The following is a 14,712-nucleotide window of genomic DNA, read 5'->3' as shown; positions in this document are numbered from 1 at the left end:
AATGTAGTGATAAAAAATGTAATCTGTTTTATCGGGCTTGTTTAAGTGCTTCTTTTACCGAAGCTTTGAAGATATTACATGACCAGGTAGCACCACTCATTGCATCAACCTTATCAATATTTTGATATTTCAGCAAACTATCGGGATATGAAATAACCCCGACGCGGTTTTTTCGACATTGATCCATATATAATTCATTTCCTGCAAAATATTTCTCATACTCGTCATCAAACTCAACATGTTTTGCCGAATCGCGAATTACAAACTCAACATCAATTATTTCTCCATTCTGTATTTTTATTGTTGAATGGCCATAATAAGGTTCATTGGTATAAATCGATTTTGATATACCTTGAAATGTACCATCTTTGTACCCCTTTTTTCCTGCAAATGCAAAAAAAATGCACATCAGCAGTACAGCAATCATTATTCTTGAAATCATTGAAAAAACAGTTATTTACAATAATACTCCGAGAAACTTTTACAGGTGTCTGGTAATAAATTTTTTACACAATTAATTGCACAAGCTGCAACTCTCTCATAATAAAAGCTTTGCGTCATTGCGTATCTGCATTTAGGCTTTTTTTAACTGACTATTGTACTATAAAGACAATAAAAATCACTTATACCCTTATTCTTTCCCCTGCCAATTCTCTGATTACCTTAGAGGCTGCCATCATTCCAAAAATGGCAGGCATATATGAGATAGTACCCACAGTGGTTTTTTTGTTTTGTTCGCCCCGGGTTTGTATGATCGCTGATTTGTGAACCGGCTCCGGACTGAAAACCACATCAAATCCTTTTTTGATGCCGAATTTGCTCAAACGTTTTCTTACCATACGTGCCAGGTTACAGTGATAAGATTTGCTGATGTCTGTAATCTGTACCTTTTCCGGGTTCATTTTTCCGCCCGCCCCCATGGAAGAGATCAAACGGCGGCCATTTTTCATGGCAGCAACAATCAGGAAAACTTTTGGGCTGAGAGAGTCAATGGCATCCACCACATAGTCGTACCGCTGTGTCATCAAAACCTCAAAGTCGTCGCCGGTGTGAAAATGGCAGAAAGGATGCAGGACAATATCGGGATTTATTTCTTTTAGCCGGGCCGCCATCACATCGGTTTTTGACATTCCTTCGGTCGAAATAACAGCGGGCAACTGACGGTTTCGGTTCGAAGGATTTACTACATCACCGTCGATAACGGTTAGTTCTCCGATTCCGGATCGGGCAAGCATTTCGGCGCACCAGGAACCAACGCCTCCGAGTCCGGCGACCAGCACATGCGACCGGTTTAGTTTTTCAAGTTTTTCTTTTCCGATTAATAGTTCCGTGCGCTCAAGCCACTTCATGAAGCTACTGTTTTAATAAAATCCCGGGTTATCTCATTCAAATCTGAACAAACGGTTAAAATTTTCTTCAATGCTACTGCCCAGTTTTTCAACTGTGGTATTCCTTATTTCAGCACCCCGGATATATAAGCCCGATATGGATTTATTGGTGTGATCGGTTTCCAGGAATAAGTTTTCCCCAGGGATTCTTTCAAGTGATTCTGCCGCTTTATTATTTTGGTGGTAAAGTATTTTCGGGCCGAATGAAAGATAAAAACCTTGTTTTACAAATTGTTCCATTTCCTGTGGATGGCCGCTAAAACCATGAATCACCCAGGGCTGGGACGGTGTCATTTTTTTATGCAGGTTCAATATCTCGTTATTGGCTTTTACCGAATGAATGATCAGTGGTTTTTTTATGTCCTCCGAAATGTCAACCTGCTGGCAAAATATTTTCTTCTGAAGTCCCAGGGCAGGCCCCTTGATTTTATCAAGACCGGCCTCTCCAATCGCAATTACTTTGTGGTTTGCAGCAATTTTCTTAACCTTATTTAATAATGCATCGATGTCTTGTCCATGAATATACCAGGGATGGATTCCGTACGAAAACCATACGCCCTCAGGTCCTTCCTGCAGAGGCTCCGGCGCCACACAGCTGACGATGGCAATTTCTGTATCAGGATTTTCGGGTTCTGTATGGGTGTGGAAATTGATGTACTTCATTAATTCCTTCTTTTACATTTAGGGGGCCGAAACAATGGTTTTTTCACCGGGAATTCTGGCCCTGATGGCATGATTATACATGGCTTCACAAACAACGGGAGGAAGATAATATTCACCCGGGAATGCAGCGTGTACTACCACAACAAATTGTTTGCTTCTGCCGGCTTTCAGATCGAAATACGAAAGCACCCTGTCATCACGGATGTCACGATAATCAGGAAGGTCAACATCGTACGAACGGATACCTTCCAGACGAGTGTTTCGTATTTCCCATCCTGACGGGATCATTTGTGTCAGGGCCAGATTTCGCGCGTCACCAGCAGAGCCGGGATTGCTGACTCTGATCACATATTTGAAGTCCGTTCCTTGCGGGATATTTTCATGTGAAACAGGGCGATCGTCCATGGTCAGGAATCTGCGTTCAATCTTAAGATTCTCTGAAAAGGCTGTGGAATCAATTCCTCCCGGAATTCCCTGAATCAGCAGTGAGGCAAACAGCTCCTTACCCGAATCGTTGGAAACTGTTATTTGCCCGTTCATTGCTTCACCAAAGCTGATGCTTCGTTGCGAAACCGGTTTGTCTGTTCCTACAGTAATATTATCTTCGTTATTCACCGAATAAGTGTATTGCAGTGACGAGTCATCTGCTCCGTTTCCGGCAAAATTAACAATACTCATCAGTGTCCATGCTGTTGTTTGTGTACTATACCATCTTCCAGAATTAAGCGCCTCAGCTGCTTCTTTTACCAAAGGCATGGCAGTTTCCTTTCGCCCCAGAAGATTCAGTGCCTGAATAAGAATGGCTTTATCGCGCAAGGGTGAGCCGTACGTTTCGTATTGAACATCTGTGGAATTCAACTCAGGTGCCTCATTCATTATTTCCGATGCCACTTTTTGCATACCCGTAAGGGCATAGGCTGAAGCCAGTAACCATCTGGTTTGAGCGATGAGGTACGACTGCTGACGCAGCCGGTTCATGGCGTCAGTGACAGGTTCGCCGGCCAGTGCAAGGGTATAGAGCCTGTAAGCCTGAAGCATCTGTTCTGATGTATAAGCTTGTGTTTCGGGGCGTGGCAGCCAGGATGAAGCTCTTTCTTTTTGCCATTCAATCCAGCCGGACTTTAATGAAGGGTGCACCAGAAAGCCCTGTTTCTCTGCTTCGAGCATAAAATGACCGGCATAACTGGAGCCCCAGTCACTGGGTTGTGATTGTCCCGGCCAGTAAGCAAATCCGCCTTCGGGCGTCTGGTAAGAACTGTAGCGTTGAAGTACGCTGGTGATATTTTCTCTTACCCTGTTGCGTTGTTCCCCCGTCATGTCGACAATCTTGTCGAGATACAATTGCGGAAAACCGCCAGAAGTAATCTGTTCGATACATCCGTGCGGGTATTCAATAAGAAAGTTCAGTCGCCCGGTTAAATCCATCGGAGGAATTGCACTCACCTCCAGTTGCATGGTATTTGTTCCAGGGATACCCGGCAGGTTATATTCCAATGTCTGATTTGCTTTGGGCTCAATAACGGCAAAGCGGGTTTGTGTCACAGGTGGATTGGGCATTCTTATTTCCAGGTTTTTTGTCAGACGGTCTTTTTCCCCGTTGCCCGATGCTTCAATTACCAGTTGCGACTGGCCGGTAAGGGATTTGGTATGCACCTCAAAACTTACCGTTTTTTCACCGGGTGAATCGAAAGAGACGGTTTTGCTGCTGTTTTCTCCGAAGGAATAATGTTGAGAACCTGTAATTGTGACCGTTACTTCGTGAATATTTTCTTCGGAAACAAAAACAGTAACCGGAAGGGACAGTTTCTCATCGGGGCCTAACATACGAGGCAATGCAGCCCACGCCATCACAGGCTTTTTCACTTTTACGGTAGCATCATTGCTGCCGGTAGCCTTTCCGTCGGTGCTGATAACCATAACACGAACAGATCCGGTATAAGAAGGAACTTTGAACCGGTGCGGGTTTTCATCCCTCTTTTTCAATTTGTTCGGGCCGAAGAATTTCACCATGGGCTCGAAGCGTTGCAACCGGTTTTGCCCTTTGTCACCCTTGAGCGATTCATCTCCTCCAACGCTGAAAAGCTGTTCAATCTTTCCACCGAATGCACCGATGACTTCATCGTAAAGATCCCAGGTTTTAACCCCAAGCGCCTGTCTTGCGTTGAAGCGCTCCCATGGATCGGGTGTCTGAAAACCGGTTATATCAAGCAGGCCTTCATCTACTACTGCCAATACATAGTCCATTTCCCGGTTATTGGCCTCGCTGACTATGATTTCAACATCTTCCCCGGGGCGCCAGGTTTCAGAAGTCTTTATTTCCGGTTCGAGACGCGTGCCGGGATTTTCTATTTTTACCGGAATGATTCCGTAAAGACGCAGGGGGCGATTGTTGGTAGTCTGACTGTATGTTTGAATAAGCGTTATGCTGATATAAATGTTGGGAGCCATCTCCGGTGTGGCTTCAAAGCTGAATGTTGTTTCTTTGGCCTGAGGTTCTATCCACCACGACTTCAGCACGCTGCTTCCCGACTCAAGACTGACAAGGGCTCGTCCCTGCTCTGAAGAGGGGAACGTGACGGTAACGTCCTCACCAACCTCATATTTTTGCTTATCGGCAGAAAATACAAGGTGAGAAGCGCCGTCGCCACCACGCGATTCACGTGCCCATCCCGGCCAGTCAACTCTCACTGTGGTGGCAGTTGAATGCCCCGACGAAGGATTTATTACTCTTATCAGGTATCGTCCCCACTCCGGCTTGTTTATCCGAAAATCAAAACTGCCTGAGCCATCATCACCGGTTATCAGTGTTCCTGAGTCGACAATATTCCGGCTGCTTGAAGCAATATAGCGTCCAAGGTCTTCTTCTGATGATTCCCACCACCAGCGCCAGTTTATTTTATAGACGGTATATTGTAGTTTCTGATTGCCTGCAGTATTTCCCTGACTGTTTACAGTAACTACATCTATCCGGTGGTTTTGGTCGGTTAATAATAGTCCGCGATCATCGCCCTCTGGAGCACGAATGCCTGTATATACATCGAAGGGTGATATAGCAAGGGTTTCGTTTCCGACACTAAAAGCGCCCCCTTTTTCAAATACTCGGGTTCTTAATGCTCCCCGAACCATGCCGGGAACCAGGTCGAATTCAGGTATTCTGTAACGGAACGAAGAGAGACCTTTTTCGTCTAACATTCCTTCATAGATGGTCAGTTCCGATTCGTTCACTTCCCGTGAGGGATCATCAAAAATAAAGCCGGCATATCCTTCAAAATGGGTTTTTGCAGGCTGCAAATTAAGTCTTACATCGGCTTTGAGGTTGGAAGCAGGGGATCCGTGAAGCCAGTTGGAGCGGATATTGAAATTATAGATTTGCCCGGATTCCAAAATTTTTCCGGGTGTTTCAAGCTCCACTTTCAGACGGTTGGGACGAATTGTTTCAATGCGAAGATTCTTTTCGAACACAACACCTCCCACATGAACACTTGCGAGCCAATAGCCGGTGGGGGCGTCCTTGCCGGTTTTCGTCCTGAAAGTGTATAAACGGTTTTCGGGATGTGTCCGGGTTTGTTTGTAAACAAGACGTCCTCTTGGATCTGTTAACTTGAACGTAACCGGATGATTGGGGGGAAGTGTTCCCGGCGTGCTTTCGATGGGCATAAAAGAGACAAAAAGGGAGTCTCCCGGTCTCCAGACCCCGCGTTCCCCGAAAATGAATCCTCTCAGACCTTCATTCACGGTTTCACCTGATACGTCGAACCTGTCGAGTGCGAGGGCCTGCCCGTCATCGAGCCTTAAGTATCCTCTTTGCTTTCCATCTCTGGCGATCAGCAAAAAGGGAATTCCGTCAGCCGTTATACTTGCCTGCCCCTCATTGTTGGTAGTGCCTTCCCCGATTTTAATCATTTGAAGGTTAAAAATCTCTACCCCTACATTGGCAAGGGGTTCGGATGAAATAAGGTCGCTCACGGTCACCAATAATTCGTTATTGGTACCGCCTTTTACCAACAGTCCGAGATTCGAAGCCAGCACATTACGTGCCACCCAGCGGTCGCGTGTATAATATGAGTCGGAGCAGGGGTTGTCTCTTTCGCTCCAACGATAATCCGGGTTATAGTGGTAAGGATAAACGGAGTAATAGTTGTCGGTTTCATCCCAGAATCCTTCTTCCGGGTCGGGATGGTCGGCCTGAACGGAATTATCCCTCTGGTCATCACCTGCACAGGGATAAATGGCATCCGTCTTTTCAAAGCCCAGTTCTACCCGGTAAATGGCTCCCGGATCGGGCTGGATGAAGCGGGATAAATCGAGAGAAAAGGTGTTCCATTTGTTTAGGTCGAGTGTTGGATCGGTGTCTATTTCGATGCGTTGCTTGTGAACCAGTCTTCCTGCCCGTTTAATCTGGTTTTCACCACTGAGTTGATTGACCTGAAGGAAATGACCGATGTTGTGTTCATATATCTTGATAATACGGACTCTTACTGCATTCAGACTCACTGCTCTGAAGGGCATGAACAAACCGTCTGAATAAGGCATGACAGTTCCGTCTCCGATGATTTCAACAGCCGGTTTTTCACTTGTGAAGGTGAAGGTGAATTCGCCGCGTCCGGACAATTTGCGGCCCGATACATTCTTAACATCCTCAGAAATAATAAGCGTTTTTTCGCCGGTAATGTCTTCATCCGGGTATAGCTCTACAAGGTTGTTGTCTATATTCCAGTTAAGGTCCTGTCCCGAAAGCCTGAAAAGGCCTGATATGTCCTGTCCCGGGTCTAACGGATCGCTGAAAGTAACGGTAATAACTTTTCGCGGTGAGGTTTCGAGACGGGCTGAAAAGATTTTGAATGTATTTGCCGGAGGGATGTTTACTTTTAGGTTTTGTTCTTCACCGGGAGAAAGCGGACCTTCTTTGACCGTTACAGATAGTATACCCTCATTTTCTCCACGCATTATGTCATTAACAGTAAGGATGTGGTTTCGGCCATTTGAATGGAACCATTCGGGTTCTCGGGTTTCACCGTTGTATTTAACTTCTACATTGGTTTCTACCAGTTCGTCATTGGCTACATCGGCCAATGCCACTTTTATGGTTGCCTGATATTTATTGTAGTCGCTGACAGACAATGGTCCTATGTTTTCGGTGCTTAACCAGGCATCCTGCTGAATAGTCTGAAAGGTAAAGAAAAAAGGCTCCTCTTCATCAGGCAAAAGACGCTGGAGGGCTATCTCACTTTTAAATTTTTCGCCTGAGGGAAGCAGTTCTGAAGGCTTAAAAACAATGGTTCGCTCATCTGCCCATACTGCTTCTCCCTTTATTGATGGAGAAAAAGAAATAATGCCGTCTTTTATGCTCTGGCCAGGGACTGCCTGGCTGACAGGCGATGTAAATTCGACCATCACGGGTGATTTCACAGAAATCTGCCCAGAGGTAAAAGCACTGATTGCCGGATGAAAAGGGGAATGGGGAGCTTCCTTTTTGTCGCTATCGCAGGCAGAGAAGAAAATGATGGTAAGAAAAAAGACAACACGAAAAAAAGTAGTTTTCATAACAAGGCATTTTAAGGAGCAGACTCAGATATTAATTTCTCAATTTTTAGCAATTCAAAATTTTAACGTCAGGCCAATACCGTTTTCCGACATCGTTAAATTTAACTGATGCCTGTTCCAAAATGAACTTGATTGCAACCCTTTATTATAGGTATCAATGGCCTGTTTTGCCTGTTTGTTAAATTTTTGTGTGATGAGAATCGATACTACTGCTAACCCGGCACCAATACCTGCCAATGTCCAGTTTGCATCACCTCCTGCAATGGCGGTCCCAATAGGATAACCAATCATGAATCCGCCGGCGGCCCCGATTACTGTTGCCAGTGCATAAGTGCTTTGTGCAGATTTTATTTCTTTAAAGGCTTGTTCGTTAGGCCTCATCGCGTTTACAAGCTTATTCATGCTTAATCGGTTGTTGTCCTGATAAAACTGATACCCTCCGAAAACCTTTTTCATTGTGATAGAATCGGTAGCCGTTTGGCTGAAAGAGAGTGTCATGCCTCCCATTAACAGGAATAAAAAGAGTAATGATTTTTTCATCAGTATAAAATTTGTCTAAGTTAGTGGTCTGATGGAACTCGCATGATTGAAGGTTATACATGTTCTTTAGTGACAAACCTTGTCATGCTCGTTTCATTCGTATAAAATTTGATTTTTAAGGTTGAATGGAACTCGTATGCAAGAACTTATACATGTTCTTATTGTGGCAACCTTTGCCGTGCCCGTTTCATGAGAATAGAATTTAGTTCAGGTTATTGGTTTAATGGAAAACTCGTATGCAAGTTAATATTTTTATCTTATTCTTCTGTTAAGCGGGTTGGTGCATTTTTTGTTTTTTTATTAATTCCCGGCACTTATTTTATATTCCGGTAAATTTTCTCCTGTTACCAGGCGATAAATTACTTGCAGGGCGGGTGAAACAGATCGTCTTTTTCATAATATAACCTTGCGTCATTAAGTCACTACGTTTGGCACTTGTTTTAGCAGACCATCTTTTTCCCTACAGTGATTATTTGAAACATTGACATTGAGGGTGAAAGAACAGGAAGCATCCGGTCGATCAGTTCTACAGCACGGTATAAAAAATCGGGGAGCATTTGTTTGCAGGTGAAGCCACCGCTCACAAGATATAGGAATGGATTGGTATAGGTGATCCCTCGTACTTCCAGGCCAGGGTATGAAGCGTTAAATTTTTCTCTGTCGCGGCAAAAAATAATCCATGGAAGAGCCCCGTTGGCCGAAGAGAGTGGCCCTTTCTCGGGCAGTGTCCAGTCGCCCGTGGGATCAAACGCTTCGTGATGAAAGTTTTTGTATATGAATCTACCCCATAAAGTGTTGGCGGGTTCAATCATCTTTATGATACCGCCCGGGATTAAAGTTCTTTCAGCTTCAGTAAAAAACTTTGCAGCATCCGGAATGTGATGAAGAGTATCAATCATGAAAATGGCTGCAAGGCTTTGATCTTCAAAAGGCATTTCCACGGCCGAAAAGGTCATGTCGTTGGTTGGCAGTTTCTGTATATCGGAAGCTATGACCCGGGGTTCCAGTTCTTTAAGGAAGCCGCCGCCGCTGCCCAGTTCCAGTAATTTTCCGGGAGGCAAAGACGGGATCTCTTTGAGGAAATGCGAATACCACTGCCGGTAAAGATTTTGTAGGAACTTCTTGCTTTTTAGAATCTTTCGGTGGGCAAGCGTTCTTTCAGGCGAATCAAGGGGGTGGTCAATTTGGTATTTCCAGGGCATAAAATTTAGTCAATAGTTTTTAGTCAATAGTTTTTGGTTTGTTCCGGAGCGTTGCGTATTTTGTGAAACTTCCATAAAAGAAAACCCAGGAGCGCTATGGATGGCAGTACAAAGTTCCAGTCGGTTGTTAAATCTTCTGTTCCGGGTTGGAGCGGGTTGATATCGGGGTTGGTACACCTGTAATAATAAAAAATTATCAGCGACATGAAATTGTTCGCAAAATGCCCTGCAACAGGGTACCAAAGATTTTTCCCAAGGAGCATGAGATATCCCAAAGCCAGTCCGAGGAAAAATCGTGGCAGGAAAGTAAAGAACTGAAGATGAATGGCGCTGAACAGAAAAGCAGTTAGCCATACTGCAACGTGTTTGTTCTTTAGCCATTCCCTGAATACGGGCTGCAAAACACCTCTGAAAAGCATCTCTTCGCCGAGCGCCGGTAATATGGCAATCATTATAAAGTTAATCAGCAGGAGCCCCGGCTGGTCGGTATCCAGAAAACTGTAGATGATGTCAGTTGCGCTATCTTCCGATTGTTTCATCCATAGCTCCAGGCCCCTTAAAAACTCCGGCAATTGCATGTTGTTGTTCAAAATTCCCAGGTAGCTCACCAGCGGTTGGGACGAAACAATTATGGCCAGACTCATCAGCAGCAGGCCGGTTGCAGGCCGGCGAAAACCAATTCCCCGTGTCAGATGGCCCCAGAAGAAAAGGCCGGCCAGTAGCGAAGGAATGATAAACACTGAAAAACTTTGCACAATCTGGAAGTACCGCAGCATATTAACAGACAAAGGCATACCTTCTGTGCCCGCGAGAAAAAGTCCGTCCGTAAAAGGCAATGCAGCCAGAAGTGCAAGGAATGTGAAACCGATAAAACTGGTAAAAACCAGCATTATGGTCATTAATAGCTTGCCAAATCCTTCGAGATGGTTCCAGATTGCCCGCATAGTATTCTATTCTGCAATTATCAGGAAGTAATTTTTCTTGCCTTTCTGTATCAAAAGATATTTGTCGTTCAGCAAGTCGGTTGTTTTAACGATCAATTCTTCGGTTGTCACTTTTTCTTTGTTGAGGCCGAGTCCGCCGCCTTTAATGGTTCGTCGTGCTTCACCTTTCGATGGGAGCACTTCGGTTTTTTCGGCCACCAGGTCAATAATTCCGATGCCTGCATCAAGTTCCTTTCTGTTGATGTTGAATGTGGGAACTCCCTCGAAAACAGACAAGAGTGTCCTTTCGTCCAGCTTTCTTAAGATGTCGGTAACATTTTTTCCGAAAAGTATCTGTGAAGCATCAATGGCCATCTGCAGGGCTTCATCGCCATGCACAAGGCGGGTAACAGTTTCGGCGAGCCGTTTCTGAAGTTTTCGCTGGTGGGGCGCTTCGTTGTGTTCTTTAATAAGCGCTTCAATTTCGTCGCGCGGTATCAGTGTAAATATTTTGATGTATTTTTCGGCATCGGCATCCGAAGTATTGAGCCAGAACTGGTAAAAAGCGTATGGGCTTGTACGTTCGGGATCGAGCCAGACGTTGCCCGATTCGGTTTTTCCGAATTTTCCGCCGTCGGCTTTGGTAATAAGCGGACAGGTCAGTGCAAAAGCTTCACCGCCTGTTTTTCTGCGAATGAGTTCTGTTCCGGTGGTGATATTTCCCCATTGGTCGGAGCCGCCCATCTGCAATTTACAACCATGCGCCTGATACAGATGGAGGAAATCGTAGCCTTGCACCAGCTGATAGGTAAATTCAGTAAATGACAATCCTTCGCGCGATTCGCTACCCAGGCGTTTTTTCACGGAGTCCTTAGCCATCATGTAATTAACGGTGATGTGCTTACCTACATCGCGAATAAATTCCAGAAAAGTGAAATCTTTCATCCAGTCGTAATTGTTTACCATCAGGGCCCGGTTCTCTTTGCCCGTCTCGAAATCCAAAAACCTGGAGAGTTGCTCCTTCAGACATTTCTGGTTATGACGCAGCGTTTCTTCATCAAGAAGGTTTCTTTCCTGCGATTTCATAGAAGGATCGCCGATCATTCCCGTAGCACCGCCCAGCAAAACAATTGGTTTGTGACCGGCAGCCTGAAAATGCCGAAGCATCATAACACCAACAAGATGGCCGATGTGCAGCGAGTCTGCAGTGGGATCTATACCCACATAGGCCGTGGTCATCTCTTTCTCCAGTTGTTCTTCGGTACCGGGCATGATGTCGTGGATCATTCCCCGCCACTTGAGTTCTTCTACAAAATTCATGGTTCAATATCCGTTAATCTTTAGAATGCAAATCAAATGTTCGTGATCAAAGCGTTTTAGTTGTTAAAATGCAACACTTCAGGTTTTGCATGCAATGTCTTATTAGTTGATCGACATCGAGCATTAAAAAAATTAATGATCTGCTGTACACATATTGTTAAAAATTTTGCGAGTTTATAGACACGCAATAGTTAACATTGTTTCATTCAAGAGGCGCAAAAATAAGAATAATTAACGAACATGCCTTGAGGAATTAAATGGTTACCGGACTTTGTCCGTTTTCTGACGGATTCAACAATTCTTCAAGGTCCCTTTCAAAGAGGTCAAAGATAAGTGGAGCAGCCTTCTTTACCGGGGGATACAGTTTTGAGCGTTGCTGTTCTTTCGGAGTAATAATTTTGTCCTCCAGGCCGAAAGCGTTAAGTCCCAAAAGAAGAATGCTGATGATGAAAGCTGTTTTTAACATTCCGAAAACGAGGCCAATGATCCTGTCGAAAGGTCCAAGTGCTATTGCATGAATCAGAGTTCGCAGTAACGAGGCAATAAGATGAACAATCAACACAACAATAACGAAGGTAACCAGAAAGGCAATAATTCCCATGTATTGCGAATGAAATATCCCGGAAAGGAAACGTGCCGTAACGTCAGAAAACTGAACTGCTAAAATTATTCCCAGAATTAATGCTGCAAGGCCTGCCAGTTCTTTGATAAATCCGTTTTTTAAACCTTTCAGGGCAGTAAGGATCAGAAGAATACCGGCAATGATGTCGAAATAGCTCATAGTTTTATCTAAAAATCTGACGATTTATGAATAAAGCAGGATAAATTATTGGTTGGAACAAAATTATTTATATTTACGGTCAAAACAATAGATGAGTACACCTTTAAGAAGCTCATTTTTTCCACCCTTTTTGTTGCAGGGAGTTTTATATCGTCATTTCCCGGCTCAAAGAGGGCTGTTTTTCAGCTTTTTGCAAAAATAACATTGTTTGGCCGGCTCATAAAACGGTTGCCGGTTTTTGAAGAATATTGAGGCTGAATACATGGAATAATATCACGACAACAGAAAATAAACAGCCGGGGACTCGTAAACATTAGAGTAGTGAATTTTTGAAAAGATAAAGAAATGCCAATTATATCCAGTATTGTCGGGCTTTTTAATGCCCGTCGTTTGTCGCAGATCGATCTGTTCCGGAAAGCACCTATGGAGGTACAGGAATCGGTCTTCTTCTCCCTGATTGAAGAAGCCCGGGAAACGGAATGGGGCAGGCAATACGATTATTCTTCTATCCGTAAGATTCATCAATACCAGGAGAGAGTGCCCGTTCAGGGTTATGAGGGGTTCGAACCTTATGTAGAACGCTTGCGAAACGGAGAAAAAGATGTGCTTTGGCCGGGCGTCACCCGCTGGTTTGCCAAATCCTCGGGGACGACGTCATCTAAAAGTAAATTTATTCCTGTGACTAAAGTTGCTTTGGAAGCATGCCATTTTCGTGGCGGAAGAGATGTTCTTGCAATATATAACGACAATTATCCGGAAAATCAGGTTTTTTCAGGCAAAACACTCACACTGGGCGGCAGCCATCAGATCAACAATTTCAGCAACGATTCTTATTACGGGGACCTTTCAGCAATACTGATTGAAAACCTGCCATTCTGGACCCAGTTTTTCAAAACGCCGGGGCCCGATGTTGCCCTGATGGAGGAGTGGGAAGAAAAGTTGAAGAAGATCACGAAGGTTACAATTGAAGAAAATGTAACTTCTCTCGCAGGTGTTCCTTCCTGGTTTTTGGTTTTGATCAAGCATATTCTGAAGACCACGGGCAAAAAAAATTTATTGGAGATATGGCCGAATCTGGAACTCTTTATCCACGGGGGGATTAATTTTACTCCTTACCGCGAGCAGTATAAAGAATTAATTCCTTCCGAAGAGATGCATTATATGGAAACGTATAATGCCTCGGAAGGATTTTTCGGGATACAGGATGATCCGACTTCTTCTTCGATGTTGTTGATGCTTGATTATGGTATTTTCTATGAATTTATGCCGATGGGAGAGTTGGGAAAAGAAAATCCCAAAACACTGGTTCTGGATGAAGTGGAACTCAACAAGGATTATGCAATCATCATAACAACAAATGGCGGATTGTGGCGGTATATGATAGGTGATACGGTACGGTTTACCCATCGCTACCCTTTTAAATTTATCATTTCGGGACGAACCAGGCATTTCATCAATGCTTTTGGCGAAGAAGTTATTATTGATAATGCCACAAAGGCGCTGGATGCTGCCTGTAAAGCCACGGGCGCAGTTGTCAGTGAATACACTGCAGGACCGTTATATATGAGCACAGGTAGCAAGGGGGCTCATCAATGGGTTATTGAATTTGAGAAGTATCCCGATTCTGTTGATAAGTTCAGGGAAGTGCTCGACAAAGCTTTGCAGGATGTTAACAGCGATTATGAAGCCAAGCGTTACAAAAGTATTACCCTTGATCCGCCCGATGTTGTTGTGGCGCGCGAAGGCCTGTTTTTTGACTGGATGAAGTCGAGAAATAAACTGGGAGGACAAAATAAGGTACCCCGGCTATCGAACAATCGCGATTATCTTGATGATCTTTTAAAGCTGAATCATAGAATAGATCATTAGATTTTTAGGAAAGAAGATTAAAGCTGAATCAATAGATCGTTAGATTTTTAGATATAAGTAATCGACAGGCAGAAGTTTGCCAGGCAGAAGGCAGAAGTGTTAAATTCTGCAGATAAGAATTTTACCGTTAGTACCGAAAATTGGCCTGATAAGCAAAAATCCAACTCCGCAAAACAAATAATTGATATAGAGTGTTTTGTAATTTAAGTTAGGCATAAGATAATTCATCAGTATAAATTATGTATAAGTTATTGGTCTGATGGAACTCGCATGCAAGCATTTATACATATTCTTGTTGTGGGAAACCTTGCTATGCTCGTTTCGTACAACCTTGATATACTGTATTTTAACAAATAAACCTCTTTAGGTGCAAACAATTGGTTTGCAACGTTTTGCAAAAGTTTGACGGAGTATTATGAATTCTATAATACTGATAATCTGACAAACACTCGCTGAATCGTAAGGAGTTGAATATGAGTTTT

General features: G+C 43.9%; 10 protein-coding genes. 1 reads left to right on the top strand and 9 read right to left on the bottom strand.

The window, feature by feature from the left end; genetic code table 11:
- Positions 1 to 28: 28 nt before the first annotated feature.
- The 9 genes from OQ5_RS0105660 to OQ5_RS0105620 form a co-directional block, all read right to left on the bottom strand.
- The gene (locus OQ5_RS0105660; RefSeq protein ID WP_026055136.1) at positions 29 to 442 is read right to left on the bottom strand and encodes an FMN-binding protein; all 414 of its coding nucleotides are present in this window, start codon (positions 440 to 442) and stop codon (positions 29 to 31) included.
- A 181-nt stretch (positions 443 to 623) separates the two neighbouring features.
- Complete coding sequence (locus OQ5_RS0105655; protein ID WP_016776551.1) at positions 624 to 1,349, bottom strand: tRNA threonylcarbamoyladenosine dehydratase; 726 nt, start codon at positions 1,347 to 1,349, stop codon at positions 624 to 626.
- 33 nt (positions 1,350 to 1,382) lie between these two features.
- Positions 1,383 to 2,051, bottom strand: coding sequence for a TatD family hydrolase (locus tag OQ5_RS0105650; protein WP_016776550.1), 669 nt, complete (start codon positions 2,049 to 2,051; stop codon positions 1,383 to 1,385).
- A gap of 18 nt (positions 2,052 to 2,069) precedes the next feature.
- Positions 2,070 to 7,595 carry an alpha-2-macroglobulin family protein gene (locus OQ5_RS0105645; RefSeq protein WP_016776549.1) on the bottom strand — a complete coding sequence of 1,842 codons (5,526 nt, stop codon included), beginning with the start codon at positions 7,593 to 7,595 and terminating at the stop codon, positions 2,070 to 2,072.
- 54 nt (positions 7,596 to 7,649) lie between these two features.
- Positions 7,650 to 8,135 (bottom strand): hypothetical protein, encoded by a 486-nt coding sequence (locus tag OQ5_RS0105640; protein WP_176694058.1) that lies wholly within the window; start codon positions 8,133 to 8,135, stop codon positions 7,650 to 7,652.
- 440 nt (positions 8,136 to 8,575) lie between these two features.
- A complete protein-coding gene (locus OQ5_RS0105635) occupies positions 8,576 to 9,337 on the bottom strand; it encodes a class I SAM-dependent methyltransferase (protein ID WP_016776547.1) in 762 nt (253 codons plus the stop codon).
- Between the two features lie 23 nt (positions 9,338 to 9,360).
- Positions 9,361 to 10,281 (bottom strand): CPBP family intramembrane glutamic endopeptidase, encoded by a 921-nt coding sequence (locus tag OQ5_RS0105630; protein WP_016776546.1) that lies wholly within the window; start codon positions 10,279 to 10,281, stop codon positions 9,361 to 9,363.
- A 6-nt stretch (positions 10,282 to 10,287) separates the two neighbouring features.
- Positions 10,288 to 11,580 carry a tyrosine--tRNA ligase gene (tyrS, locus tag OQ5_RS0105625; RefSeq protein WP_016776545.1) on the bottom strand — a complete coding sequence of 431 codons (1,293 nt, stop codon included), beginning with the start codon at positions 11,578 to 11,580 and terminating at the stop codon, positions 10,288 to 10,290.
- A 253-nt stretch (positions 11,581 to 11,833) separates the two neighbouring features.
- The gene (locus tag OQ5_RS0105620) at positions 11,834 to 12,361 is read right to left on the bottom strand and encodes a CvpA family protein (RefSeq protein WP_016776544.1); all 528 of its coding nucleotides are present in this window, start codon (positions 12,359 to 12,361) and stop codon (positions 11,834 to 11,836) included.
- Positions 12,362 to 12,706: 345 nt separating this feature from the next.
- Between OQ5_RS0105620 and OQ5_RS0105610 the strand changes: the two genes are divergently transcribed.
- On the top strand, positions 12,707 to 14,230 hold the full coding sequence (locus OQ5_RS0105610) for a GH3 auxin-responsive promoter family protein (protein ID WP_016776542.1): 1,524 nt from the start codon (positions 12,707 to 12,709) through the stop codon (positions 14,228 to 14,230).
- Positions 14,231 to 14,712: the final 482 nt, after the last annotated feature.

The organism is Anaerophaga thermohalophila str. Valhall (assembly GCF_000250735.1).
Classification (GTDB): Bacteria; Bacteroidota; Bacteroidia; order Bacteroidales; family Marinilabiliaceae; genus Anaerophaga; species Anaerophaga thermohalophila_A.
Note: the sequence above shows the minus strand (reverse complement) of the source record. Positions and strands in the feature narration are given on the sequence as shown.